A 25,243-nucleotide genomic window follows, 5' to 3' on the forward strand; every position below is an offset into this window, starting at 1 on the left:
TAGATGTCTTCAATTCGATTAGCTGACCTTGCTCAGCAGTTGAATGCACAGTTACACGGTGATGGCGATATAGTCATCACCGGTATTGCTCCGATGTATTCAGCAAACAATCAACAAATTACATTTCTGTCTGATAGCCGTTATAGCGACAAATTAGCAGAATGTCAGGCTGCAGCAGTTGTCCTAACAGCGAAAGATCTAGAGGCTTGTAAAGTCGCCGCTTTGGTTGTGGATAATCCATATCTTGCTTATGCACGTATGGCTCAAATTATGGATACGACTCCAAGTCCTGCAGAAAATATCCATGCGTCCGCTGTAATTGCCGATGATGCAGTATTAGGTTGTAATGTTGCTGTTGGCGCAAATGCAGTGATTGAAAGTGGTGTTGTGCTAGGCGATAACGTTGTTATCGGAGCTGGTTGTTTTGTTGGTAAAAACACGCGTATTGGCGCGGGTAGCCGCTTATGGGCAAATGTTAGCATCTACCACCATGTTGAAATCGGTGAGCACTGTTTGATCCAATCAGGTACTGTTATTGGTTCTGATGGTTTCGGATACGCGAATGATCGTGGCAAGTGGGTCAAAATTCCCCAACTTGGTACAGTCATTATTGGTGATTGCGTAGAGATTGGTGCATGCACTACTATCGATCGCGGCGCTTTAGATAATACGGTTATTGGTAGTAATGTTATTATTGATAACCAATGTCAGATAGCACACAACGTAACCATCGGCGAAGGCACTGCCGTTGCTGGTGGAGTTATCATGGCAGGAAGTTTAAAAATTGGTCGTTATTGTATGATTGGTGGCGCGAGTGTAATTAATGGCCATATGGAAATTTGCGATAAGGTAACCGTCACCGGTATGGGGATGGTCATGAGACCAATTACTGAGCCTGGTGTATACTCTTCCGGTATACCTTTACAGCCTAATAAAGCATGGCGTAAAACAGCCGCTTTAGTGTTAAATATCAATGAAATGAATAAGCGCTTGAAAACAGTTGAGCGTGAATTAGATAGCAAAATTCAAAAAGATCAGTAATCATTTTGTAATTCAGGTTAAAATAACCAACTGAGTTACGTTTTTCCGGCCTGCTAGTTAACCTAACTTCATGGTTAAAGCAGGCCGATTCGTTAATTAAATTGTATTAATAGACAGGAAGAGTATTTCGATGAGTGATAATCATACTCTGAATATTGAAGAGATTTTAGAACTGCTTCCGCACCGTTATCCGTTCCTTTTGGTTGACCGTGTATTGGATTTCGAAAAAGGGAAATCCCTACGTGCAGTAAAAAACGTCTCGTTCAACGAGCCATTTTTCCAAGGCCATTTTCCCGGTAAGCCAATTTTTCCAGGCGTTTTAATTCTGGAAGCGATGGCTCAAGCGACAGGTATTCTTGCGTTTAAAAGCGTAGGGAAATTGGAACCAGGTGAACTGTATTATTTTGCAGCGATCGATAATGCTCGCTTCAAACGCCCTGTGTTACCGGGAGATCAAATGATCCTCGAAGTTGAGTTCATTAAAGAACGTCGTGGCGTTGCGCGTTTTAAAGGTGTTGCAAAAGTTGATGGAGAAGTGGCCTGCGAAGCAGAAATGATGTGCGCCCGTCGCCGTGAGGTCTGATATGATTGACAAAACAGCCTGTATTCATCCCTCATCCATTGTTGAAGATGGAGCTATTATCGGTGCCAATGTTCGTATTGGCCCTTTTTGTTATATTGGCGCTAACGTTGAAATAGGCGAAGGCACTGAGCTCAAATCTCACATTGTTATCAACGGTCATACAAAAATTGGCCGTGATAACGTAATTTACCAGTTTGCTTCGGTCGGTGAAGCAAACCAAGACTTGAAATATCAAGGTGAACCTACGCGTGTCGAAGTCGGTGATAGAAACCGTATTAGAGAAAGTGTAACTATTCATCGTGGTACAACTCAAGGCGGTGGTTTGACGAAAGTGGGTGATGACAATTTATTGATGGTCAATGCTCATATTGCTCATGATTGTATTATTGGTAACCGCTGTATCATTGCTAATAATGGTACCTTAGGTGGGCATGTCACACTAGGCGACTTTGCAATTATTGGTGGGATGACGGCTGTTCATCAATTTTGTCAAATTGGCGCTCATGTTATGGTTGGCGGTTGCTCTGGGGTTGCACAGGATGTTCCACCTTATGTTATTGCTCAGGGTAACCATGCGACACCTTATGGCTTAAATATTGAGGGCCTGAAGCGTCGTGGCTTTGATAAAGAGTCACTCCATGCTATCCGCAATGCTTATAAAGTGCTTTACCGTTCAGGAAAATCACTGGAAGAAGCGCGTAGCGAAATAGCTCAGCTGGCACTTGCGAACCCGCATGTGAAAGTCTTTAGTGATTTCCTCGAAAACTCAGCAGAATCTAACCGTGGTATTATTCGCTAATTAAATATGGCGAAATCAGGGCCTATACTTTAAATCATTCAGGGTGCAGCCAACAACGCTGCAACTTGAAGTATGAGGAGTATATAAGGAGAGAATTTTGGCGGATCATAATCGCCCACTTACTATTGGCCTTGTCGCTGGTGAAACATCCGGCGATATACTGGGTGCAGGCCTTATCAAAGCATTAAAAGAACAGGTTCCTGACGCACGTTTTGTTGGTGTCGCAGGGCCTTTAATGCAAGCGGAAGGCTGCGAGGCTTGGTATGAAATGGAAGAGCTTGCAGTGATGGGGATTGTTGAGGTTTTAGGGCGGCTTCCTAGGTTACTGTCTATCCGCAAAGATTTGACTGAGCGTTTCACACAACTACAACCTGACATTTTTGTCGGTATTGATGCACCTGATTTTAATATCACCCTCGAAGGGCGGTTAAAATCAAAAGGCATAAAAACCATTCACTACGTTAGTCCATCAGTATGGGCGTGGCGGCAAAAACGGGTATTTAAAATTGGGCGTTCAACAAATTTAGTGTTAGCCTTTTTACCGTTTGAAAAAGCATTCTATGACCGCTTTAATGTGCCTTGTCGTTTTATTGGGCACACGATGGCGGATGCAATACCACTTCAAGTTGACCAATTGGCTGCGAGACAGCGCCTTGGCATACCTGAAAATGCTAGATGTTTAGCTATCTTACCCGGAAGTCGACATTCAGAAGTGGAAATGTTGAGTTCGGACTTTTTAAAAACCGCAACAATCCTCAATCAACATTTTGCTGAACTGCATATCGTTGTACCATTGGTCAATCAAAAGCGGCGTGAACAGTTTGAAGCTATCCGCCAGCAGGTAGCCCCAGAGCTGACAATTCATTTATTAGATGGTCAAGCTAGGGATGCAATGATCGCTGCTGATGCGGCATTATTAGCTTCCGGTACTGCGGCACTCGAATGTATGTTAGCAAAATGCCCAATGGTGGTTGGTTATCGAATGAAGCCTTTTACCTTTTGGTTAGCAAAACGCTTAGTGAAAACACCTTATGTGTCACTGCCTAATTTGCTAGCAGGGGAAGAAATTGTTAAAGAACTGCTGCAAGAAGAATGTCAGCCTGAGAAATTAGCTCAGCAGCTAATGCCCCTATTAGAAGGTGGTGAACAGGTTGAGCAGCTAAAAGCCACATTTTTACAGCTTCACCAGTTGATCCGCTGTGGTGCAGATCAACAAGCGGCTGATGCTGTTTTGGACTTGGTTAGAAATTAATGGACTTTATATACCCAAAAGCCAACTTAATTGCTGGTGTTGATGAAGTTGGGCGTGGCCCACTTGTTGGCGCTGTTGTTACCGCAGCGGTAATTTTGGATCCTAATAAGCCAATCATTGGGTTGGCTGACTCGAAAAAATTAACAGAAAAAAAACGAGAACAATTATTTGTTGAGATCCAAGAAAAAGCATTGTGCTGGTGCATTGGCCGAGCTGAGCCAGAAGAAATTGATGAAATCAATATCTTGCATGCCACGATGTTAGCCATGCAACGTGCGGTTTCAGGTTTAACTATCACACCTGATTTTGTTTTAGTGGATGGTAACCGCTGTCCTAAATTATCAATGCCTTCACAAGCTGTAGTTAAAGGCGATAGCATAGTGCAAGAAATTAGTGCCGCATCGATTTTAGCTAAAGTAGTGAGAGATAGAGAGATGGTAGAGTTGGATAAAGCTTATCCTGAATATGGATTCGCAAAACATAAAGGCTATCCAACGGCATATCATCTAGAAAAATTGGTACAACATGGTGCAACAAAATTTCATCGTACGAGTTTTGCTCCAGTGCGCCGTGCATTAGAAGCGAAAGGCTGAGTATAAATTAGATGGCTGAACCTCGTTTTATTCACTTACGCGTTCACAGCGACTATTCCATGATTGATGGGCTGGCGAAAACTGGCCCATTAGTGAAAAAAGTGGCAGCAATGGGCATGCCTGCTTTTGCTATTACTGATTTTACTAACCTTTGCGGGTTAGTGAAGTTCTACGGTGCCACACATAGTTCAGGTATTAAGCCAATCATTGGTGCTGATTTCTTTGTTGAAAGCGAGCAATTGGGTGATGAGATCGCCCATCTTACCGTATTAGCACGTAACAATGAAGGGTATCAAAACCTAACGTTGTTAATTTCCGAAGCTTACCAAAAGGGCTATGGTGCGATAGGCCCGACTATTCATCGTGATTGGTTAGTTAAGCACAAAGCAGGTTTGATTTTACTGTCTGGTGGTCGGAAAGGGGATGTTGGGCAGTTTTTATTACGTGGTAATCAAGTGCTTGTTGATGAGTGCTTAGAATTCTATGAAACCCATTTTCCTAATAGTTATTATCTTGAATTAATACGCACGGGCAGGCCCGATGAAGAAAGCTATCTGCATGCTGCGGTAGAGCTTGCTACGCAGCGCGGTTTGCCAGTCGTTGCGACCAATGACGTATGTTTTATTGAAAGCAGTGATTTTGAAGCACATGAGATCCGCGTTGCTATTCATGATGGTTTTACGTTATCAGATCCTAAGCGCCCTAAAAATTATAGCCCTCAGCAATACTTACGGACTGAAGCAGAGATGTGCGAATTATTCGCTGACATCCCTGAAGCCCTTGAAAACAGTGTAGAGATTGCTAAGCGTTGTAATGTCACCATTCGTCTTGGGGAATACTTCTTACCTCAGTTCCCAACAGGGGATATGAAAACGGAAGATTTCTTAGTAATGCGTTCCAAAGAGGGGCTCGAAGAGCGTCTTGAGTTTTTATTTCCTGATGAAAAAGTTCGTGCAGAAAGGCGGCCTGAATATGATGAGCGTTTAGAGGTTGAACTAAACGTAATTAACCAAATGGGTTTTCCAGGTTACTTCTTGATCGTGATGGAGTTTATCCAATGGTCAAAAGATAACGGTGTACCTGTAGGGCCCGGTCGCGGCTCTGGCGCGGGTTCTTTAGTCGCATATGCACTGAAAATTACCGATCTGGATCCGCTGGAGTTTGATCTTCTTTTCGAACGTTTCTTGAATCCTGAACGTGTTTCGATGCCTGACTTTGACGTTGACTTCTGTATGGAAAAACGTGATCAGGTGATTGATCACGTTGCACAGATGTATGGTCGTGATGCGGTATCGCAGATCATTACCTTTGGTACTATGGCGGCAAAAGCGGTTATACGTGATGTTGGGCGAGTACTAGGCCATCCATATGGTTTTGTGGATCGAATTTCTAAACTCGTTCCGCCTGATCCAGGGATGACGCTGGATAAAGCATTTGAAGCGGAACCTCAACTTCCTGAAATCTATGAAGCTGATGAAGAAGTTAAAGCGCTAATCGATATGGCGCGTAAGCTTGAAGGGGTCACGCGTAATGCGGGTAAGCACGCAGGGGGCGTAGTTATTGCGCCAACCAAAATCACTGATTTTGCGCCACTGTATTGTGATGCTGAAGGGAACAACCCTGTTACTCAATTCGACAAAAACGACGTTGAATATGCAGGTTTAGTCAAGTTTGACTTTTTGGGGTTGCGTACGCTGACGATCATTAACTGGGCGTTAGAAATGATCAACCCAAGGCGCGCTAAGAAAAATTTAGAGCCTATTGATATCGCTGCTATCCCACTGCATGACCAAAAAAGCTTTGACATGTTGCAACGTTCAGAAACGACCGCAGTATTCCAGTTGGAATCACGTGGTATGAAAGACCTGATCAAACGACTACGTCCTGACTGTTTTGAAGATATGATTGCATTGGTAGCACTGTTCCGCCCTGGTCCATTACAATCAGGGATGGTTGATAACTTTATCGACCGTAAACATGGGCGCGAAGAGATTTCATACCCTGATGTGCAATGGCAACATGAATCATTGAAACCTGTTTTAGAGCCAACATATGGCATTATCTTATACCAAGAACAGGTTATGCAGATTGCTCAAGTACTTGCAGGCTACACATTAGGCGGCGCTGATATGTTGCGCCGTGCAATGGGTAAAAAGAAACCTGAGGAGATGGCGAAGCAGCGTTCTGTGTTTGAAGAAGGCTCCATCAAAAATGGTGTTGATGGCGAACTATCGATGAAAATCTTTGACTTGGTAGAGAAATTTGCCGGTTATGGGTTTAACAAATCGCATTCAGCAGCCTATGCTTTGGTTTCATATCAAACACTATGGCTTAAAGCACACTACCCTGCAGAGTTTATGGCGGCGGTAATGACCGCCGACATGGATAACACTGAAAAAGTGGTTGGTCTCGTCGATGAGTGCTGGCGTATGGGGCTAAAAGTGTTACCACCAGATATTAATTGTGGTCAGTATCATTTCCACGTTAATGATGAAGGTGAAATAGTTTATGGTATTGGCGCAATTAAAGGGGTTGGTGAAGGCCCGATCGAAGCGATTATAGAAGCCCGCCAAAAAGGGGGGATTTTTAAAGAGATCTTTGATCTCTGCGCAAGAGTCGATATCAAAAAAATCAACCGCCGTGTGATGGAAAAACTGATCATGGCGGGAGCATTTGATAAACTAGGTCCACATCGTGCAGCACTGATGTCTTCACTTGAGGATGCATTAAAAGCGGCAGATCAACATGCGAAAGCGGAAGCTATTGGGCAAGCTGATATGTTTGGTGTACTCGCTGAAGCACCTGAACAAGTAGAAAGTTCGTATGCAAGTGTGCCAAAATGGCCTGAACAAGTCGTACTTGATGGTGAACGCGAAACATTGGGGCTTTATTTAACCGGGCACCCAATAACACGATACTTAAGTGAGATTGAGCGCTATACTAACGGTTTAAGATTAAAAGATGTGAACCCAACCCCTCGTGGTCAAGTGACAACTGTGGTAGGTTTAGTACTTTCATCTAAAGTCATTACGACTAAGCGTGGCAATCGAATCGGTATTTGTACGCTTGATGATCGTTCCGGTCGTCTGGATATTATGCTATTTTCAGATGCACTAGATAAATACCAGCACTTGCTGGAAAAAGACAGTATCCTGATTGCCACCGGTCAGGTCAGCTTTGATGATTTCAACGGTGGTAATAAAATGACAGTGCGGGAGTTGATGGATATTAGTGAAGCAAGGGAAAAATATGCACGAGGACTTGCTATTTCACTGTCAGACAAACAAATTAACGACCAGTTACTGAACCGACTTCGCAGCACTCTTGAACCCCATCGTTCAGGAACGATTCCGGTTCATTTGTATTATCAGAAGGATGACGCCAGAGCCAAGCTTAAATTTGGTGTTATTTGGCGTGTAACACCCGTTGATGCCCTTCTGAATTCTCTGCGAACTCTGCTGGGTAATGAGCAGGTAGAATTAGAATTTGACTAAAATAGGAATATTATGAGTCTGGATTTTCTTGATTTTGAACAGCCAATTGCTGAATTAGAAGCGAAAATTGATTCGCTGACCGCAGTTAGCCGTCAAGACAACAATTTAGAAGTCAACCTAGATGATGAGGTTGCTCGTTTACGTGAAAAAAGCCTTGAGCTGACACGTAAAATTTTCTCTGATCTGGGGGCTTGGCAAATTGCTAAACTCGCTCGTCACCCACGCCGTCCTTATACATTAGATTATATCTCTCGCATATTTACTGATTTTCAGGAGTTAGCGGGGGATCGCGCTTATGCCGATGACAAAGCTATCATTGGTGGTATTGCGCGTTTGAATGACCAGCCAGTTATGGTTATAGGTCATCAGAAAGGGCGTGAAACCAAAGAAAAAATTCGCCGTAACTTTGGTATGCCAGCCCCAGAAGGCTACCGTAAAGCGCTACGTTTAATGGAAATGGCTGAGCGCTTCAACCTACCAATTATTACGTTTATCGACACGCCAGGTGCATACCCAGGTGTTGGTGCAGAAGAGCGTGGACAATCAGAGGCGATAGCTCGCAACCTACGTGAAATGTCTCGTTTATCTGTTCCGACTATTTGTACCGTGATTGGTGAAGGTGGGTCAGGTGGTGCATTAGCTATCGGTGTGGGTGATAAAGTCAATATGTTGCAATACAGCACCTATTCAGTTATTTCACCAGAAGGTTGCGCCTCTATCCTTTGGAAAAGTGCAGATAAAGCACCATTAGCTGCAGAAGCGATGGGGATCACTGCACCTCGTCTGAAAGAATTGAAATTGATTGATAATGTCGTGACTGAGCCTTTAGGTGGTGCACATCGTAATTATGATGAAATCGCTGCGTCTCTAAAAGCGCGTCTTGTAGAAGATTTAGATGAGCTGCTCGAACTTGACAAAGAAGCACTGAAAAATCGCCGTTACCAACGTTTGATGGAATATGGCTACTGCTAATTTACTGATTAGTGAAGGAAAAACGGGAGTTAGGTAAAAAGCCAACTCCCGTTTTTATTTGTTGCAGAAAATATATATACTCTAAATAATTCGAGTTGCAGGTAGGCGACAAGCGAAGATGGTCGATGAGCATAGATAAACACTGTGATTCGGCGAGCGTAGCGTAGCCCTTTATACCTTAACGAAAAGCGCTACAACTTGAAGTATGACGAGTAGATAAAGGATGATCATGCGGCAGTATAACTATTTAATTTATGCATTTTTGTGTGTGTTGATTTGGAGTTTTATCCCTATTGTTTCACGCTTTGGACAAAATGGGCTGGATAGTTTTCAATTTTTGTTTTGGTCCAATCTTATTTCTGCTATTTCAGTCATTTGTGTTGCTTTATTCTCAGGTTATCGACCTGCTAAATTATTTATTCTTTCTAGAAAGACTTTGAGTAAAGTTTTTGTACTGGGGTTTTTAGACTGTCTTTTTTATTTGTTATTGTATTACGGTTACTCGATAGAAAATGGTATTGCCGTTTTAGTAATCCAATATAGTTGGCCTTTGATTATTATATTGCTATCCGTTATTTTACTGAAAGATAGGTTAGCAGGAAGACAAATTGTTGGCGTGATTATTGGTTTTATCGCGGTTATTATTACTTTTACTAAAGGTCATTTGACACAACTACAAGTGGAAAATCCCATCGCATTGTTACTTGTGTTTAGTGGTGCGTTTTGTTTTGCACTCATGTCGGTATTTTCAAGGCGTTATTCGATAGATCCTTATATTAGCACCGTCTGGTTATTTATATTTTCGACATTGACCTCATTAGTGCTACTGCTTATGTTTAGCAAAATGAAATTACCTTCTGAAGGCGCATTTTGGCCAACGATGATTAATGGTATTTTGATTAACGGCGTGTCTTATATTTTGTGGTTTAAAGCCATGAATACAGGGCATTCGGCTAAAATTGCCTCAATTGTATTTTTATCACCGGTCTTGTCAGTACTTTGGTTAGTGATGATCCTAAGTGATCCGTTTGAGATTGCGTATATTGTAGGGATATTGCTAGTGATCATCTCAGGTGTATTGTGTGTGGGTCGCGGTAAAAAATAGAAAAGGTTTGAATAATGATGAAATCATCACAATTCATTGTTGAGCATGTATTCAACAAAATTGGCCATTTTAGAAAAATACTTGTTGGGCTTAGCGGTGGTATCGACTCAACCGTTCTACTTCATGCGTTATACCAATTAAAGAAACAGCAACTTCCTGAGCTGGAAATTAGAGCGATCCACATTCACCACGGCTTAAATTATAAAGCTGATGAATGGGAAACCCATTGTTTAAATTTATGTCACCAATGGAAAATTCCTTTTGTTTGCTACCATGTTACGGTTGATCCTGCTAAAAATGGTATCGAAGCAGCGGCTCGGGAAGCTCGTTACCAAGCCTATCGTGATGAGCTCTTTGAAGGTGAAATTATAGTGACTGCTCAACATTTGGATGATCAGGCTGAAACTTTCATGTTAGCTTTGAAGCGAGGAAGCGGACCTGCCGGACTTTCCTCAATGCCTAGAGTTTTAAATTTTAACGCGACGATAGGGAAAACAAAGTTATTACGACCTTTACTAGAAATATCCCGACATGAATTAGAAATATATGCAGATGAAGAAAGGCTAGTTTGGGTTGAAGATGATAGCAATCAAAACGACCGTTATGATCGTAATTTTTTAAGATTGAATGTGATGCCAATATTAGCACAGCGTTGGCCATACTTTGCAAAAGCGGTTTCACGTAGTGCATCATTATGTGCTGAGCAAGAGTCCTTGCTTGATGAACTATTACAAGAAGCACTCGATGAGATGATGGATTATCGAGGTGGCTTGTTTATTGATGGTTTGCATGATTGTACACAAGCAAAACGTAATGCACTGTTACGCCGCTGGATGGAGCTTCATCAATTATCGATGCCACCTTTCAATCAATTACAGCGTATTTGGCAGGAGGTGGCACTGGCAAGGCAAGATGCAGAGCCCATTTGCCAGTTAGGCGATGTTGATATTAGGCGATATCAGGGGGCATTGTGGATTGTTCGCCGTATTAATAGCTTGCTGGGGCAACAATTTACATGGAACTACCCACAACCTTTTATTTTACCTGAGGCACTAGGTACGCTGAATGTTATGGTTGATGAAGGGCAAATACGTCCTCCATTATCGACCGAGAAGGTGACAGTTCGCTTTGGCTTACAAGGAACTCATAAAATTGTCGGTAGGATGCATTCCAGAAGTAGTAAGAAAATTTGGCAAGAACTCGGTATTGCTCCTTGGATGCGTGAACGAACACCGATTATTTATTACAATAATCAATTGATTACCGCAGTTGGATGTTTTATTACCCCTGAAGGGTTAGTGAGTGATGGTCAGCTTGGTGTGGCATTTCATTGGGTGAAGTTCGACGAGTATCAATCTAATTAGTCAATAAAATAAGAAGCCCCTTATAACATGGGTGTTGATAAGGGGCACAGAAGGACTCAATAGTGTATGAGCTTTAGTGAGAGCTATCGACAACAATCGTGCCGATATCAGGATGACTGAAGGTGTTGATGTGATCCAATCGAAGCTCTTTTGTTCCCTCTTGAGTTTCTAAAATGAGATACTCAACTTTTTTACGTAAGAGCAAATCGCTGGCCTTACCCTCGATGATTTCGCCGCCATGAAGTTTAATTTCAAGCTTTAACTGGCGCTGGCAAGCGATTTCAAGATATTCGTAATCATCACAATTAATAGGTTGATATTCAGTATCTGTAGACATATTCCCTCACCACTGTGTTAGTGGCGGTTATTGCCGCCTTGACTATACTCGTCATAATTCAAGTTGTAGCGTTGTTGACTACGTTCACTCGCACTAGTTACCTACTTGTGTAGGCTCCCAGCGACTCGTTTACTTGTCGCCTCGCCACATCTCGAATTATTTAGTGCATATTTTCACTAAGCATCACATGCTTAATAGGATAATAGCACAGTAATTTTAAGAACAATAATGAGTGATGGTTTAAATAAATAAATTCTTGTTCTCATGTGACACTGTTGTGTTCCATATGTCAGGAAAGTCCGAAATATAGTGATGTTAATATTTTTATTGGCATAAAATGTTATCATTAAGGTATAGAGTAAAATTATAAAAATGGAACAGTTAGGAGATAAAGGTAATGAGAAAAACACTATTCTTAGCATTAATAGCGACAGGTGTAATAGCATTAGCGGGCTGTCAAACAGTAGCAAAACAACCTAACGTGACCTATATCGATAGAGCTTATACAGGCACATTACCTTGTGCGGATTGTTCTGGAATTGAAGCCACCTTGTTAGTTAATCAAGATGGGACTTATGTAGAGCAATTGGTTTATTTAGGTACTCGTGATGGCAACCAAACTTTTTACGAAACTGGTTCATGGGCGAAAGAGGGTGATAAATTGCGCATGACAAATGCGAATGGTGAACGCAGCTATTTCTTGCCATCAGCAGATGATAAAGCAATGATCTTACTTGACCAAGAAGGTAACAGAATCGAATCACAGCTAAATTACACATTAAATCAAGTGACCTCAAGCAAAAAAGTTGGTGAATACCGCTATCTTGCAGATGCAGCAACTTTTACTGAATGTAAAACAGGTCGTACTTATGCAGCATCAGGTTTAGAACTTGAAAAAGGTTATAGCGCGACAGGTGTAACAGGTGGAACGCCTGTATATGCTGAAATAGACGGTTATTATACAATTCGCCCTTCTATGGAAGATGGTCAATTTGATCCTGCACTCGTTCAAACAGGTCAAATAATATTTAATAAGTCGAGTTCTTGTAAATAAATTAATATTTTCTATATATTCTTATTTTGGAAGCCGGTTTCATATGAAATCGGCTTTTTTTATTAAAAAACTACCAATTAATCTTTGAGTGGAATATAAATTTAATAATAACCGTGAATAACACTCTCTAACAGTTATTAATTGATTATTCACATTAATGATTTATTTATAAGAAATGTGAAGGAGGTCATAGCGGCTGGTCAAGGAGAGACAATTATGGATAGTGATGAAATATTCATAATAAGGGGGATTACGTATACTCGATTCAACTAAAAGCAATCGAGACAATCGTTATACTTCAAGTTGCAGCATTTTTCGCCGAGGTATAAGTGGCTACTCTCATTAGTGTCAGTCACTGTGTTTTCTATGTTCTTAGCGATTTATTTACTTATTGCTTAGTGACACCTCGAATAATTTAGAGTATGGAATATAAAAATATAATGATACCTGTAGCAGTTAACAGATATTTAAAGTGGACGGATGAACGAGGAATTTACTGTGGAAAAGAAGCTCATTTATTTATTTTGCTCAGCAGGAATGTCAACCTCTCTTCTTGTGTCAAAAATGAGGCAACAGGCTGAAAAATATGATGTTCCAGTTGTTATAGAGGCTTTTTCTGAAACGCTTGTAACAGAAAAGGGAATTGATGCAGATCTTGTTTTACTTGGTCCTCAAATAGCTTGGAAATATTCTGAAATCCAAAAACTCCTACCGACTAAGCCTGTTGAGGTTATTGATTCTGTACTTTATGGCAAAGTTGATGGTTTGGGAGTATTAAAGGCAGCGGTAGCAGCAATAAAAAATAAATCTAGTCAATAAATATTAAATCTTAATAAATTAAATTCGTTATCTATTTGTTATGGTTGTCTTATTTCATACAAACAAGATATGTGATTAAAGTATCTAAGGATATTCTATGAATCATATGCTCACTTCACTTGAAAAAATACTACTCCCAGTTGCTATAAAACTAGGAAATCAACCACATATAAATGCAATAAAAAATGGTTTTATTAGATTAATGCCTTTGGTTTTAATTGGGGCATTATTTGTTTTGATAAATAACGTTTTTCTTAGCTTTGGTGAAGGTTCTTTCTTTTATTCACTTGGTATTCATATTTCACCTGAAGCAATAGATTATTTAAATAAATTTAAAGGTATCGGCGGTAATGTTTATAATGGTACATTAGGAATTATGTCTTTAATGACACCTTTTTTTATCAGCATGGCATTAGCAGAAGAACGTAAAGTTGATCCAACCGCAGCAGGGGTAATTGCTATTGCAGCATTTGTTACTGTGACGCCATTTGATGTGAATGGTAATTATGCAATTGGTGCAAATTGGCTGGGGGGCGCCAATATCATTTCAGGTATGATTATCGGTTTAGTCGTTGCCGAAGCATTCACTTTTATTGTTCGTCGTAATTGGGTGATTACATTACCTAGCACAGTGCCAACCGCAGTGAGTCGTTCATTTTCTGCACTAATTCCTGGTTTTATCATTTTATTGATTATGGGAATCATTGCATGGAGCTTGGCTGGGATCACCACTAATTTCCATCAATTAATTATGGATACGATATCAAAACCATTAGCGTCACTTGGTGGTGTTGTTGGTTGGGCCTATACCATTTTTTGTACGCTATTATGGTTCTTTGGTATTCATGGTGCTTTGGCATTAACGGCACTAGATTCAGGGATTATGACGCCATGGGCTCTAGAGAACGTGGCGTTATACCATGAATATGGTTCTGTTGATGCTGCACTTGCAGCAGGAAAAACCTTTCATTTATGGGCTAAGCCTCTCTTTGACTCTTATATATTTCTTGGAGGGTCAGGAGCTACTCTTGGATTAATTATTGCCATCTTTATCGCTTCACGTCGTGCCGATTACCGACAAGTTGCGAAATTAGGTTTACCTGCATCAATATTTCAAATTAACGAGCCTATGATATTTGGTATTCCGATCATAATGAATCCAATTATGTTTATTCCATTTGTTTTTGTTCAACCGATATTATTGGCAATTACGGTGATCGCCTATTATACGGGGATCATTCCGCCTATCACGAATATTGGTCCATGGACAATGCCGACTGGATTAGGTGCTTTCTTCAATACAAACGGTAGTTTTTCAGCTCTATTTTTAGCGTTGTTTAACCTTGGTATTGCAACGTTAATCTATTTACCGTTTGTGATTATTGCCAATAAAGCACAAGTGACGACAGACCAAGAAGAAAGCGAAGAAGATATTAAGAAAGCATTACAGTTTTAACCGTATTGTAATGCCTAATGATGAATGAGGAATCTATGATTGATTTAGATAATAATGGAAACTTATCTTTTGATGACCTTGAAGAAATTGTTATGGGGCTAATTATTAATTCTGGTAAGGCGAGATGCTTAGCTTATAAAGCTTTAGAGCAAGCTAAGGAAGGTCAGTTTCTTGAAGCAGCTGAGTTAATGGAGCAATCAAAACTTGCATTAAGTGATGCTCATCAAGTTCAAACCAAAATGATTGAAACTGATATGGGGGAAGGAAAAATTAAAGTGAGTTTGATTTTAGTTCATGCTCAAGATCACTTAATGAATACGATGCTGGCTAAAGAGTTGGTAACGGAGTTAATTGATCTCCATAAAAAAATAAATCTTTGAGTAGGGGGTGTATGATGCAGCCAATAATAAGCACAATTAATACCAATATGGATGTTAAGACTGTCTATGAAAATGATATTTTCAATGATAAGGACTTTCATGTAGTTATTTATAATAAAACAGAAAGTGCTACGGGGCTGCATCAACATGACTACTATGAGTATACAATTGTTCTCACCGGTCGCTACTATCAAAATGTTAATGGTAGAAAAGTATTATTAGAAAGAGGGGATTTTGTTTTTTTACCTATAGGATCAAATCATGAAAGCTTTTATGAGTTTGGTGCAACAAGAATTTTAAATGTTGGGATAAGAAAAAAGTTTTTTGAAGAATATTTCTCGCCATTATTGCCTTCATTTTTTGTTGCCTCTCAAGCTTATGCATTGAAGAATGAATTTATGGCTTATATAGAATCTGTAATAGCATCATTAAATTTTAGAGAAAATGAATTTAATGAATTCATTGAGATTGTTACTTTCAATGTCGTTAATCGATTACGTCATTATAGAGAGAAAAAAGTGCAAGATGATACCCCTCAATGGCTAAAAAATACAATTGAAGAAATGCATGAAATCGCTATGTTCAATGAGAATGCTTTAGAAAATATGGTTGCAATAACGGGGAAGTCTCAGGAATACTTAACGCGAGCAACAAAACGTTATTATAGTAAAACACCAATGCAGATTATCAATGGTATTAGAATAAACTTTGCCAAAAGACAACTAGAAATAACGAATTATTCTATAACAGATATCGCTTTTGAGTCAGGGTATAGTAGCCCAAGTTTATTTGTCAAAAAATTTAAGGAAGCAACAACATTAACACCGAGTGAATATAGAAAGAGCTTACAAAGCAGTTAATATAGTTATTATGCTTCCGTTGAAATACTGTACTCGTCATACTTCAAGTTGTAGGGCTTTTATTGAGGTATAAGTGACTACGCTACGCTCGTCGAGTTACATAGTTTATCTATGCTCCTCGGCTATCTTCACTTGTCGCTTACCTGCAACTTGAATTATTTTGAGTATATGATAATAAAAGTTAACTAACTAATTTTATTAACATTAGTTGCAGTATCAATTCGCCTATAAAAATTTAGTTATAACTTAGTGTTATTTAGATTGATATTAATATTTTAAATCCCATATCTAATTTTCATTAGTGAGGTCTGATTCCACATGAGTAACAAATTAAAAGTAGTGACTATTGGTGGTGGTAGTAGTTATACACCTGAGTTAATCGAAGGTTTTATTAAGCGTTATCATGAGTTACCTATTAGTGAATTATGGCTGGTAGATATTGAAGAAGGAAAAGAAAAGCTAGATATTATTTATGATTTAAGTTTACGGATGATAAAAAATGCCAATATACCACTTAAACTGTATAAAACATTAGATCGTAAGCAAGCATTAAAAGATGCAGATTTTGTGACTACTCAATTTCGAGTGGGGTTATTAAAAGCGAGAGAAAAAGATGAGGTCATTCCTCTACGGCACGGTTATTTAGGGCAAGAAACAAATGGTGCTGGTGGCTTATTTAAAGGGTTACGTACAATTCCCGTTATTTTTGACATTATTAAGGATGTCGAAGAGTTGTGCCCGCAAGCGTGGATTATTAATTTTACTAACCCAGCAGGGATGGTGACAGAAGCTGTTCACCGACATACTCATTTTAAACGCTTTATTGGCGTTTGTAATGTCCCTATTGGTATGAAAATGTTCATTACAGATGTACTCGGTCTAACAAAGGAAAACCAGCTATCGATAGATTTATTTGGTTTGAACCACATGGTCTTTATTAAAGAAATTATTGTAGATGGCGAGTCTCGATTTGATGAAGTATTGAATGGCATTATTTCAAAAACCTATAGTACTAACTCAGTAAAGAATATTACAGGGCTACCTTTTGATAGTGGATTACTCAGTGCTTTGAAATTGATACCGTGTTCATACTTACAATATTACTTCAAATACAAAGAGATGTTAGCAATTGAAATGGCAGAGTTTTATAAAGAAGGAACCCGAGCACAGGTTGTTCAAAAGTTGGAAAAAGCACTTTTTGATCTGTATAAAGACCCTGATTTAAAAGTAAAACCTAAGCAGTTAGAATTACGTGGCGGTGCTTATTATTCAGATGCTGCCTGTGAAGTGATTAATGCTATTTATAATGATAAACAAACGGAGCACTACGTTAATATTCCACATCATGGCCATATAGATAATATTCCAGCAGATTGGGTGATTGAGGTAACGAGCAAATTAGGACGTGATGGTGCAGTACCACATGAAAGGGTTACTCATTTCGATGAGAAAGTATTAGGGTTGATCTATACCATTAAAGAGTATGAGATTGCTACAACTCATGCGGCAATCAATGGAGATTTCAATAATATTTTATTAGCCATGAATTTAAACCCACTTATTAATTCCGATAATGATGCGCGTAATATGGCGAAAGAGCTTCTTCTGGTACATAGAAATTATTTACCTAATTTTTCTGAAGCTATTAAGCATATCGAACAGGAAAGAATTGCCTCTGGATCTTAATAGGAACGAGATATGTCTTCTTTATTAATTATTAATGCAGATGACTTCGGATTATCTAAGTCTGTCAATTATGGCATTATTGACGCACATCGTTATGGTATCGTGACATCAACCACTGCGATGATGAATATGTCTAATGTTCAACATGCAGCAGAACTTGCCCGTCAAGTACCGACTTTGGCAATAGGAATGCATTTTGTGTTAACTGCTGGAACCCCTCTTACTATAATGTATTCATTAGCTCGTGAAGGGAAATTAGGAAAATGGTTATGGGAACTGGAAGCCTCAGATCAATTACCTTTAGATCAAATGATGCGAGAGCTTAATGCTCAATACCAACAATTTATTGATGTTTTTGGACGCTCACCAAGCCATTTGGACAGTCATCATCATATACATATGCTTTCACAGTTTTATCCTTTAGTTGTTGAATTTGCCAATCAAAAGGGAATACCGTTGAGGGTTTATCAGGAACTTAAGAATAGCGAAAAAGTATTGAGTGTCCCACGTAGCACTGATTATTTCTCTCCTGATTTTTATGGGGAACCTAATTTAGTCACAGAGGCGTTATTGTTCGATATACTCGATGAGTCAACACAGCAAGGGTATCAATCAATAGAGATAATGTGCCATCCAGCATTTATTGATAATGACTTATTAACGAGTAGCTATGCATATCCAAGATTGACTGAGTTAGAGGTTTTAACGGGAAAAGGGCTAAAGCAAGCTATTAAGGATAGAGGCTATCAATTGGGGACTTATCTAGAATTATAATAAATTGCCCAACCTATTATTTTTACAGGTTGGGCAAAATAAGAATACTAAGGTAGATTATTTACCCAGTTTTTCTTTTAAGAAGCTGACGACGTTGTCTAAGCCAACGAGTGATTTTTCATCACTACGGCGAGCTTTGTATTCCACTTGATTATTGTCCAAATTACGATCGCCAATAACGATAGTGTATGGAACACCAATCAGTTCCATATCAGCAAACATCACACCGGGACGCTCTTTACGGTCGTCAAAAATGACATCGATCCCCTGTGCTTTCAAATCAGCGTATAACTTTTCTGCGACTTCTTTGACTCGATATGATTTGTGCATATTCATTGGCAAAATCGCAACATGGAATGGTGCGATCGCATCAGGCCAAATAATACCTCGAGCATCATGACTTTGCTCAATTGCAGCAGCAACAATACGGGTTACACCAATACCATAGCAGCCCATAGTCACGATTTGGTTGTGGCCTTCTTCATTCTGAACAGAGGCTTTCATTGCTTCCGAATATTTAGTACCTAATTGAAAAATATGACCAACTTCGATACCGCGTTTAATCAATAATGTGCCTTTACCATCTGGGCTTGGATCACCCTCGACAACATTACGCAGATCGAAAGTTTCTGGTTGGGCGAGGTCACGCTCCCAGTTGATGCCAAAGTAGTGTTTTCCATCAATATTAGCACCTGCACCGAAATCGCTCATCACAGCAACACTGCGGTCAATGACCATTGGTAGTGGCATGTTCACAGGGCCAAGAGAACCCGGAGCAGCTTTAATTGCTGCTTTTATTTCGTCTTCAGATGCAAACTCTAATGGGCTAGAAATCAGAGGATGCTTTTCTGCTTTGACTTCATTTAGCTCATGATCACCACGGATCAATAAAGCGACTAATGTGTGACCTGAATCTTTTTTAGCTCTAACAATTAGTGTTTTAACCGTTTTTTCAATGGGTAAATTAAATTGTTCAACTAATTCAGCGATCGTTTTTGCATTTGGTGTATCAACTAAACGCAGCTCTTCAGTTGGTGCAGCGCGTGAAGTGAGTGGTGCAATCGCTTCTGCAAGTTCAATATTGGCTGCAAAATCAGATTCAGTAGAGAAAACGATATCATCTTCACCACTCTGAGCAAGTACTTGGAACTCATGGGAAGCGCTTCCCCCAATTGAGCCGGTATCTGCTTGTACTGGGCGGAAGTCAAAGCCAATCCGTGTAAAGATTTTGCTATAAGCTTCATACATTGCATCATATGTTTCTTGTAATGATTCTTGTGATGTATGGAAGGAATAAGCATCTTTCATGATAAATTCGCGTGAACGCATAATCCCAAAACGTGGGCGTACTTCATCACGGAATTTAGTTTGAATTTGGAATAAATTCAATGGCAATTGTTTATATGAGGTGATTTCATTACGCACTAAATCAGTAATGACTTCTTCATGTGTTGGACCTAAAACAAATGGGCGCTCACTACGATCAGTAAAACGTAGTAGTTCAGGGCCATACTGTTCCCAACGACCACTCTCTTGCCACAAATCTGCGGGTTGAACTACGGGCAAAGACACTTCAATTGAGCCCGCATTTTCCATTTCTTCACGGACGATGTTCTCGACTTTACGTAGAACACGGACACCAGTCGGTAACCAGTCATAAAGACCAGATGCAAGTTTACGGATCATTCCTGCACGAAGCATCAGCTGATGGCTGATAACTTCTGCATCTGCAGGAGTCTCTTTTAGTGTTGAGAGCAGATATTTGCTAGTACGCATTGTATAGGTTCCATTAGAACAACGGGTTATGGCGAAAATAAATATCCGCCAAAATCAATCTAGGTTGTTAAGCCGCATGATAAACAAATTGTTTATCTCAATCTAGGTGGCTAAGCAACATGATAAACAATTAGTTTATCAGCGACAGAGCTTTGCCAAAAGGGGTTAAACGGTTTTTTCGTAAGGTTCGATCGCGAATACTTCCGTTACACGATCAATAACTCGCCAACGAATATTAAAATCAAGTAAATGAACTGCGTAATCACGTACTTCATTAGAGCTGAGTTTTTTATAAGCAGGTCTAGGATCTTGCATGAGAACCTGCTGAATAAATTGGCTAAGGCCTGGATAACTTTGCTGGTATTTAATTAAATCTTGCTGGACTTGAGGATGAAAAATAACCTGCATATCATCCGATGGGGCATCTTGTGCAAAACCTGCTTTTGCTGTTGGTATAGATTCAGCAAAAGGCAAATAAGGTTTGATGTCAAGGACGGGGGTGCCATCAACTAAATCTAAGCTGCCCAGCTCTAATATAACTTGATTGTTTTTTACGATGACATCTTGTAATTCGATCAGTGACATACCTATAGGATTAGGGCGAAAAGTAGAACGTGTCGCAAAAACACCCATTTTTTCGTTACCCCCGAGCCGAGGAGGGCGTACTAAAGGTTTCCAGCCACCTTTCATTGTTTGATGAAATATAAACAACACCCAGATATGACTGAATTGAGTTAGTCCTCTTATTGAATTCGGATCATTATAAGGGGGGTGTAGATGTAGCCTCCCCGAGCCACCTGGTACAAGCCCAGGTTGGCGTGGGATGGCAAACTTCTCTTTATAGGGAGATTCGATATGCCCTATGACATTACATTCGAATGATTGCATGTAATTATTATTCAACAATTTGGATAGCGCTACCTTCGCAAATTGTCGCTTGATAGCAACCCGGTGATGTCATCGTTTGACACTGATGTAATAATACAGCATCAGCCGCAATATAAGCTGCTTGCGTTAACATACTTTTTTTCGCCGTATTTAGGTTGGCAGGGGGGCTTTGTACGCTCTCACGGCATGATTCACCTGAAACTACCCCTAAATCTTTAAATGGCATCCCTAGTAACTCTTCTGGGCTGTTCATTAACTTTACATTCGTGGTATTAGGTTCAGCGGCTTTCTTTGGCACAGGTTTAGATAGCTTCATACTTGTGAAGCCTTTATTTTGACCCTGATGAATGTATTGATTCATTCCACACCCAGCTAAAATAAAAGTAGCGAGGGTGAGCAATAACAATCTCATAAGTTTTTCCTTTCTTATAGTAGCTTTTGGGGAAATGGCAGTTGCTATGTTTCATCTTTATACTTGTCATAATTCAAGTTGTTGTATGCGCTCATTGGCACTTGTCGCCTAGCCGCACCTCGAATTATTTAGAGTGTATATAATGCAAAAAATACTAGGTGGCATTGCACCACCTAGTATATTAATCACTTTTTAACTAATAAAAAAGATTACCAACCTTTAACAGCTCCGCCATCAAAGACTTCATCAGCCTTCTTAGCTACTTCATCTGATTGATATGCTTGAACAAATTTCTTCACATTTTCACTATCTTTATTATCATCACGAGCAACAATAATATTCACGTATGGAGAATCTTTGTCTTCAACAAACAAACCATCTTTTGCTGGAGTTAGCTTCGGAGTTGCACTACTTGCCCAAGTGGTGTTGATGATAGCTAAAGCAATTTTTTGATCATCAAGTGCACGTGGTAATTGAGGTGCTTCTAATTCAACAAATTTTAAGCCTTTTGGATTTTCTACAATATCCAAAACAGTAGGCATTAGACCCGTGCCATCTTTTAGCTTAATTAAACCTTGTTTTTGTAACAGTAACAGTGAACGGCCTAGGTTAGTTGGATCATTTGGTAGTGCGATTTGTGAGCCATCAACCAGTTCATCAACTGATTTGATTTGTTTAGAATAAGCAGCGATTGGGTAGATAAATGTGTTACCTACAGGCGTTAATTTATAGTTTCTATCTTTAATTTGCTGATCAAGATAAGGCTTGTGTTGGAATGCGTTAGCATCAATGTCACCTTTACTTAATGCTTCATTTGGAAGCACAAAGTCATTGAAAGCGACTAATTCAACGTTCAAGCCGTACTTCTCTTTTGCTACTTTTTGTGCAACTTCAGCAACTTCCAACTCTTTACCCATAATAACGCCAACTTTGATGCTATTTGGATCTTTTTCTTTTTGGCCACAACCAGTAAGTGCTAATGTGCCTAATAGCGCGCCAACAACTGCGATAGACTTCAACTTGATAGACATAGATATACCCCTTAAACGCTTTCTTTATAGCACCTCAATGGCGCTGCTATTTTTACGGACTATTTATGTGACACTTTTTTCATTAGGTATTCACCAGTGAACTGAATGATGAATACTAAAACGATTAACAAAACAAGTACGGTATTCATGACTAACGGATTGTAAGTGTAATAACCATATTGCATTGCTATCTGACCTAAACCACCTGAGCCGACAGCTCCACCCATTGCAGAATAACCGACTAACATAATTAGTGTAATGGTTGCTGCATTTATGATCCCCGGTAATGATTCAGGTAATAGAATTTTGCGAACAATTTGCAGTGGTGTCGCCCCCATTGCTCTAGAAGCTTCAATCAAACCGCTCGGAACTTCTAACAAGGTATTCTCCACCATACGAGCGATAAATGGGATAGCACCGACAGTCAGCGGGACGATAGCCCCTTCAATACCAATTGCTGAACCAACAAGGAATTTAGTAAAGGGACTGATCCAGACTAAAAGAATAATAAATGGAATCGAACGGAAAATGTTCACTATTGCGGAAATAACCGCATACAGAGCCTTATTTTCCATGACTTGCCCTTTGCGAGTCACATACAGTAGAACGCCTGTTGGTACGCCCATAATAAAACCGAGGATCGCTGAAACGAAAGTCATAATAATAGTATCAATCGTTCCTGATATAAGCAGTGAAATCATTCCCTCAGACATAACCTAAAACCTCTACTTTGACATGATGCTCTTTCAAAAATTCAATTGTTGCTTCAACTCCACCATTGACACCATGCAATTCAGCTAACATAACGCCAAATTTTACTCCGCCTGCATAGTCAATTTGAGAGCTTAATATATTGATATCGATGTCAAACTTACGCACTGCCATAGAAATTAACGGGGCATCAACAGATTGGCCGGTAAATTCTAATTTTAATAATGGTGATAAATCTGCACCAGGCTCGTTTTTTAATTTTTCTTTATAATCATCAGGAATATCAATAACTAATGTGGATTTAATAAATTCTTGAGCAACAGGGGTTTTAGGGTGAGAGAATACTTCACTCACTTTGTCTTGCTCTATTAATTGGCCACCGCTAATAACTGCTACCTGATCACAGATACGCTTAACAACATCCATTTCATGGGTGATTAATAAAATCGTTAGCCCTAAGCGGCGATTAATATCTTTCAATAACTCTAGAATAGAACGTGTTGTTGCTGGATCAAGCGCGCTGGTTGCTTCATCACACAATAAAACTTTTGGCGAATTAGCCAAAGCACGCGCAATGGCAACACGTTGTTTTTGACCTCCTGATAAATTAGCTGGATAAGCGTCTTTTTTATCAGTTAAGCCAACAAGTTCAAGTAACTCATTCACTCGAGTTTTAATTTTCTCTTTAGGCGTATTATCTAACTCAAGTGGTAATGCTACGTTGTCAAAAACATTACGAGAAGATAATAAGTTAAAGTGTTGGAAAATCATACCAATGCCACGTCGTGCTTTTGTTAATGATTTTTCAGGTAAGGCTGTTAAATCTTGCCCATCAACAATAACTTGTCCAGATGTTGGACGCTCAAGCATGTTGACGCAACGAATTAGCGTACTTTTACCTGCGCCTGAAGCACCAATGACACCATAGATTTGCCCAGCAGGCACATGCAGGCTAATATTAGTGAGTGCCTGAATGTTACGGCTTCCTTGCTGGAAAACTTTATTAATATTTGAGAGCTTTATCATTTATTTCTTCTAAATGTTTAGGAATCAATTTTTAGACATCTAAATCTAACATGCTTGGATGTTAAGGCGTCTAGACGTCTAAGTCAATAAAGTTTGATTTATTTATTCTGTTCTCATTTATTTTCTTTTCATGAGATACTGATGGTTCTTTCAGTTTGAGGAGTGAATCGGTGAGCAAAGGTATACCTGCTATCTTTTTAGATAGGGATGGCACAATCAATATCGACCATGGCTATGTACATAAAATAGATGACTTTCAATTTATTGATGGTGCTATTGAAGCAATGGCTGAGTTAAAGAAAATGGGGTATGCGTTAGTTGTGGTGACTAACCAATCTGGTATCGGTAGAGGTATCTATTCTGAAGATAGTTTTATGCAGCTAACCGAATGGATGGATTGGTCACTTGCAGATCGTGGCGTTGACCTTGATGGTATTTATTTCTGCCCACATCATCCTGATGCAAAAGAAGAAGAGTACCGCCAAGATTGCAATTGTCGTAAACCAAAACCTGGAATGTTATTAGATGCTCAATCATTTCTTAATATTGATATGGCAGCTTCTATTATGGTTGGTGACAAGCTGGCTGATATGCAAGCAGGTAAAGCGGCAAATGTTGGTACTACTATTTTAGTAAAAAGTGGTGAATCTGTGACTGATGAGGCTATTGCAGCGGCTGATCTAGTAATAGAAAGCATCGCAGAGTTGCCAAAAGCGGTGAAAAACATCAAAAAATAGGCGTTTTGGGTGATATATCAGCAATTGAAATTTTTTTTGAAAAAAACACTTGCTAGATTTTTCTGACTCCCTATAATGCGCCTCCACTGACCA

At 39.6% G+C, this 25,243-nt stretch carries 24 protein-coding genes; 17 read left to right on the top strand and 7 right to left on the bottom strand.

Annotated elements, in window-relative coordinates; all coding sequences use genetic code 11:
- The first annotated feature begins 3 nt into the window (after positions 1–3).
- The 9 genes from lpxD to tilS all read left to right on the top strand — a co-directional run bounded on the left by lpxD (position 4) and on the right by tilS (position 11,203).
- Entirely contained in the window at positions 4–1,041 is a 1,038-nt protein-coding gene (gene lpxD, locus AC3Z9T_RS15890; protein ID WP_490127062.1) for a UDP-3-O-(3-hydroxymyristoyl)glucosamine N-acyltransferase, read from the top strand.
- A 130-nt stretch (positions 1,042–1,171) separates the two neighbouring features.
- Positions 1,172–1,624, top strand: a complete 453-nt coding sequence (gene fabZ, locus AC3Z9T_RS15895; RefSeq protein WP_004916757.1) for a 3-hydroxyacyl-ACP dehydratase FabZ — start codon at positions 1,172–1,174, stop codon at positions 1,622–1,624.
- A gap of 1 nt (position 1,625) precedes the next feature.
- Positions 1,626–2,423 carry an acyl-ACP--UDP-N-acetylglucosamine O-acyltransferase gene (gene lpxA, locus AC3Z9T_RS15900; protein ID WP_490127063.1) on the top strand — a complete coding sequence of 266 codons (798 nt, stop codon included), beginning with the start codon at positions 1,626–1,628 and terminating at the stop codon, positions 2,421–2,423.
- A gap of 97 nt (positions 2,424–2,520) precedes the next feature.
- A complete protein-coding gene (lpxB, locus tag AC3Z9T_RS15905) occupies positions 2,521–3,675 on the top strand; it encodes a lipid-A-disaccharide synthase (RefSeq protein ID WP_490127064.1) in 1,155 nt (384 codons plus the stop codon).
- Positions 3,675–4,268 (top strand): ribonuclease HII, encoded by a 594-nt coding sequence (rnhB, locus tag AC3Z9T_RS15910; protein WP_490127065.1) that lies wholly within the window; start codon positions 3,675–3,677, stop codon positions 4,266–4,268. The genes lpxB and rnhB overlap by 1 nt, the downstream gene beginning before the upstream one ends.
- A gap of 11 nt (positions 4,269–4,279) precedes the next feature.
- The gene (gene dnaE, locus AC3Z9T_RS15915; protein WP_490127066.1) at positions 4,280–7,762 is read left to right on the top strand and encodes a DNA polymerase III subunit alpha; all 3,483 of its coding nucleotides are present in this window, start codon (positions 4,280–4,282) and stop codon (positions 7,760–7,762) included.
- A gap of 12 nt (positions 7,763–7,774) precedes the next feature.
- On the top strand, positions 7,775–8,734 hold the full coding sequence (gene accA, locus AC3Z9T_RS15920; RefSeq protein WP_490127067.1) for an acetyl-CoA carboxylase carboxyl transferase subunit alpha: 960 nt from the start codon (positions 7,775–7,777) through the stop codon (positions 8,732–8,734).
- 229 nt (positions 8,735–8,963) lie between these two features.
- A complete protein-coding gene (locus tag AC3Z9T_RS15925) occupies positions 8,964–9,839 on the top strand; it encodes a DMT family transporter (protein WP_490127068.1) in 876 nt (291 codons plus the stop codon).
- Between the two features lie 14 nt (positions 9,840–9,853).
- Positions 9,854–11,203: a tRNA lysidine(34) synthetase TilS gene (tilS, locus tag AC3Z9T_RS15930; RefSeq protein ID WP_490127069.1), complete on the top strand. Its 1,350-nt coding sequence runs from the start codon at positions 9,854–9,856 to the stop codon at positions 11,201–11,203.
- Between the two features lie 73 nt (positions 11,204–11,276).
- Here the strand turns inward: tilS and rof are convergent, their stop codons facing one another.
- Complete coding sequence (gene rof / locus AC3Z9T_RS15935) at positions 11,277–11,540, bottom strand: Rho-binding antiterminator (RefSeq protein ID WP_490127070.1); 264 nt, start codon at positions 11,538–11,540, stop codon at positions 11,277–11,279.
- A 397-nt stretch (positions 11,541–11,937) separates the two neighbouring features.
- Here rof and nlpE point away from each other — a divergent pair, with 397 nt between their 5' ends.
- From nlpE to chbG, 7 genes are all read left to right on the top strand, one after another.
- Positions 11,938–12,594, top strand: coding sequence for an envelope stress response activation lipoprotein NlpE (gene nlpE / locus AC3Z9T_RS15940; protein ID WP_490127071.1), 657 nt, complete (start codon positions 11,938–11,940; stop codon positions 12,592–12,594).
- Between the two features lie 498 nt (positions 12,595–13,092).
- Complete coding sequence (locus AC3Z9T_RS15945; protein ID WP_490127072.1) at positions 13,093–13,413, top strand: PTS sugar transporter subunit IIB; 321 nt, start codon at positions 13,093–13,095, stop codon at positions 13,411–13,413.
- Between the two features lie 97 nt (positions 13,414–13,510).
- Complete coding sequence (gene chbC / locus AC3Z9T_RS15950) at positions 13,511–14,869, top strand: PTS N,N'-diacetylchitobiose transporter subunit IIC (RefSeq protein ID WP_490127073.1); 1,359 nt, start codon at positions 13,511–13,513, stop codon at positions 14,867–14,869.
- Between the two features lie 35 nt (positions 14,870–14,904).
- Entirely contained in the window at positions 14,905–15,249 is a 345-nt protein-coding gene (gene chbA, locus AC3Z9T_RS15955; protein WP_490127074.1) for a PTS N,N'-diacetylchitobiose transporter subunit IIA, read from the top strand.
- A gap of 47 nt (positions 15,250–15,296) precedes the next feature.
- Positions 15,297–16,109 (top strand): transcriptional regulator ChbR, encoded by an 813-nt coding sequence (chbR, locus tag AC3Z9T_RS15960; RefSeq protein WP_490127096.1) that lies wholly within the window; start codon positions 15,297–15,299, stop codon positions 16,107–16,109.
- A gap of 318 nt (positions 16,110–16,427) precedes the next feature.
- Positions 16,428–17,795 (top strand): 6-phospho-beta-glucosidase, encoded by a 1,368-nt coding sequence (locus tag AC3Z9T_RS15965; RefSeq protein ID WP_490127075.1) that lies wholly within the window; start codon positions 16,428–16,430, stop codon positions 17,793–17,795.
- A 12-nt stretch (positions 17,796–17,807) separates the two neighbouring features.
- Positions 17,808–18,569 carry a chitin disaccharide deacetylase gene (gene chbG / locus AC3Z9T_RS15970; RefSeq protein ID WP_490127076.1) on the top strand — a complete coding sequence of 254 codons (762 nt, stop codon included), beginning with the start codon at positions 17,808–17,810 and terminating at the stop codon, positions 18,567–18,569.
- A 57-nt stretch (positions 18,570–18,626) separates the two neighbouring features.
- Here the strand turns inward: chbG and proS are convergent, their stop codons facing one another.
- From proS to metN, 6 genes are all read right to left on the bottom strand, one after another.
- Entirely contained in the window at positions 18,627–20,345 is a 1,719-nt protein-coding gene (proS, locus tag AC3Z9T_RS15975; protein ID WP_490127077.1) for a proline--tRNA ligase, read from the bottom strand.
- A 165-nt stretch (positions 20,346–20,510) separates the two neighbouring features.
- Entirely contained in the window at positions 20,511–21,233 is a 723-nt protein-coding gene (gene tsaA / locus AC3Z9T_RS15980; protein WP_490127078.1) for a tRNA (N6-threonylcarbamoyladenosine(37)-N6)-methyltransferase TrmO, read from the bottom strand.
- 7 nt (positions 21,234–21,240) lie between these two features.
- The gene (gene rcsF, locus AC3Z9T_RS15985) at positions 21,241–21,645 is read right to left on the bottom strand and encodes an Rcs stress response system protein RcsF (protein WP_490127079.1); all 405 of its coding nucleotides are present in this window, start codon (positions 21,643–21,645) and stop codon (positions 21,241–21,243) included.
- A 209-nt stretch (positions 21,646–21,854) separates the two neighbouring features.
- Positions 21,855–22,676 carry a MetQ/NlpA family lipoprotein gene (locus AC3Z9T_RS15990; RefSeq protein ID WP_490127080.1) on the bottom strand — a complete coding sequence of 274 codons (822 nt, stop codon included), beginning with the start codon at positions 22,674–22,676 and terminating at the stop codon, positions 21,855–21,857.
- Between the two features lie 59 nt (positions 22,677–22,735).
- A complete protein-coding gene (metI, locus tag AC3Z9T_RS15995) occupies positions 22,736–23,389 on the bottom strand; it encodes a methionine ABC transporter permease MetI (protein WP_490127081.1) in 654 nt (217 codons plus the stop codon).
- Positions 23,382–24,413: a methionine ABC transporter ATP-binding protein MetN gene (metN, locus tag AC3Z9T_RS16000; protein ID WP_490127082.1), complete on the bottom strand. Its 1,032-nt coding sequence runs from the start codon at positions 24,411–24,413 to the stop codon at positions 23,382–23,384. The genes metI and metN overlap by 8 nt, the downstream gene beginning before the upstream one ends.
- 170 nt (positions 24,414–24,583) lie before the next feature.
- Between metN and gmhB the strand changes: the two genes are divergently transcribed.
- Positions 24,584–25,150 carry a D-glycero-beta-D-manno-heptose 1,7-bisphosphate 7-phosphatase gene (gene gmhB, locus AC3Z9T_RS16005; RefSeq protein ID WP_490127083.1) on the top strand — a complete coding sequence of 189 codons (567 nt, stop codon included), beginning with the start codon at positions 24,584–24,586 and terminating at the stop codon, positions 25,148–25,150.
- Positions 25,151–25,243 lie beyond the last annotated feature (93 nt).

It is taken from the genome of Providencia sp. 6390, from assembly GCF_058148425.1.

Bases quoted from the DNA above. Each gene is read 5' to 3' on its own strand.
- lpxD (WP_490127062.1), top strand. From the start codon at position 4: ATGTCTTCAATTCGATTAGCTGACCTTGCTCAGCAGTTGAATGCACAG.
- fabZ (WP_004916757.1), top strand. From the start codon at position 1,172: ATGAGTGATAATCATACTCTGAATATTGAAGAGATTTTAGAACTGCTT.
- lpxA (WP_490127063.1), top strand. From the start codon at position 1,626: ATGATTGACAAAACAGCCTGTATTCATCCCTCATCCATTGTTGAAGAT.
- rnhB (WP_490127065.1), top strand. From the start codon at position 3,675: ATGGACTTTATATACCCAAAAGCCAACTTAATTGCTGGTGTTGATGAA.
- dnaE (WP_490127066.1), top strand. From the start codon at position 4,280: ATGGCTGAACCTCGTTTTATTCACTTACGCGTTCACAGCGACTATTCC.
- accA (WP_490127067.1), top strand. From the start codon at position 7,775: ATGAGTCTGGATTTTCTTGATTTTGAACAGCCAATTGCTGAATTAGAA.
- AC3Z9T_RS15925 (WP_490127068.1), top strand. From the start codon at position 8,964: ATGCGGCAGTATAACTATTTAATTTATGCATTTTTGTGTGTGTTGATT.
- tilS (WP_490127069.1), top strand. From the start codon at position 9,854: ATGATGAAATCATCACAATTCATTGTTGAGCATGTATTCAACAAAATT.
- rof (WP_490127070.1), bottom strand. From the start codon at position 11,540: ATGTCTACAGATACTGAATATCAACCTATTAATTGTGATGATTACGAA.
- nlpE (WP_490127071.1), top strand. From the start codon at position 11,938: ATGAGAAAAACACTATTCTTAGCATTAATAGCGACAGGTGTAATAGCA.
- chbC (WP_490127073.1), top strand. From the start codon at position 13,511: ATGAATCATATGCTCACTTCACTTGAAAAAATACTACTCCCAGTTGCT.
- chbA (WP_490127074.1), top strand. From the start codon at position 14,905: ATGATTGATTTAGATAATAATGGAAACTTATCTTTTGATGACCTTGAA.
- chbR (WP_490127096.1), top strand. From the start codon at position 15,297: ATGGATGTTAAGACTGTCTATGAAAATGATATTTTCAATGATAAGGAC.
- AC3Z9T_RS15965 (WP_490127075.1), top strand. From the start codon at position 16,428: ATGAGTAACAAATTAAAAGTAGTGACTATTGGTGGTGGTAGTAGTTAT.
- chbG (WP_490127076.1), top strand. From the start codon at position 17,808: ATGTCTTCTTTATTAATTATTAATGCAGATGACTTCGGATTATCTAAG.
- proS (WP_490127077.1), bottom strand. From the start codon at position 20,345: ATGCGTACTAGCAAATATCTGCTCTCAACACTAAAAGAGACTCCTGCA.
- tsaA (WP_490127078.1), bottom strand. From the start codon at position 21,233: ATGCAATCATTCGAATGTAATGTCATAGGGCATATCGAATCTCCCTAT.
- rcsF (WP_490127079.1), bottom strand. From the start codon at position 21,645: ATGAGATTGTTATTGCTCACCCTCGCTACTTTTATTTTAGCTGGGTGT.
- AC3Z9T_RS15990 (WP_490127080.1), bottom strand. From the start codon at position 22,676: ATGTCTATCAAGTTGAAGTCTATCGCAGTTGTTGGCGCGCTATTAGGC.
- metI (WP_490127081.1), bottom strand. From the start codon at position 23,389: ATGTCTGAGGGAATGATTTCACTGCTTATATCAGGAACGATTGATACT.
- metN (WP_490127082.1), bottom strand. From the start codon at position 24,413: ATGATAAAGCTCTCAAATATTAATAAAGTTTTCCAGCAAGGAAGCCGT.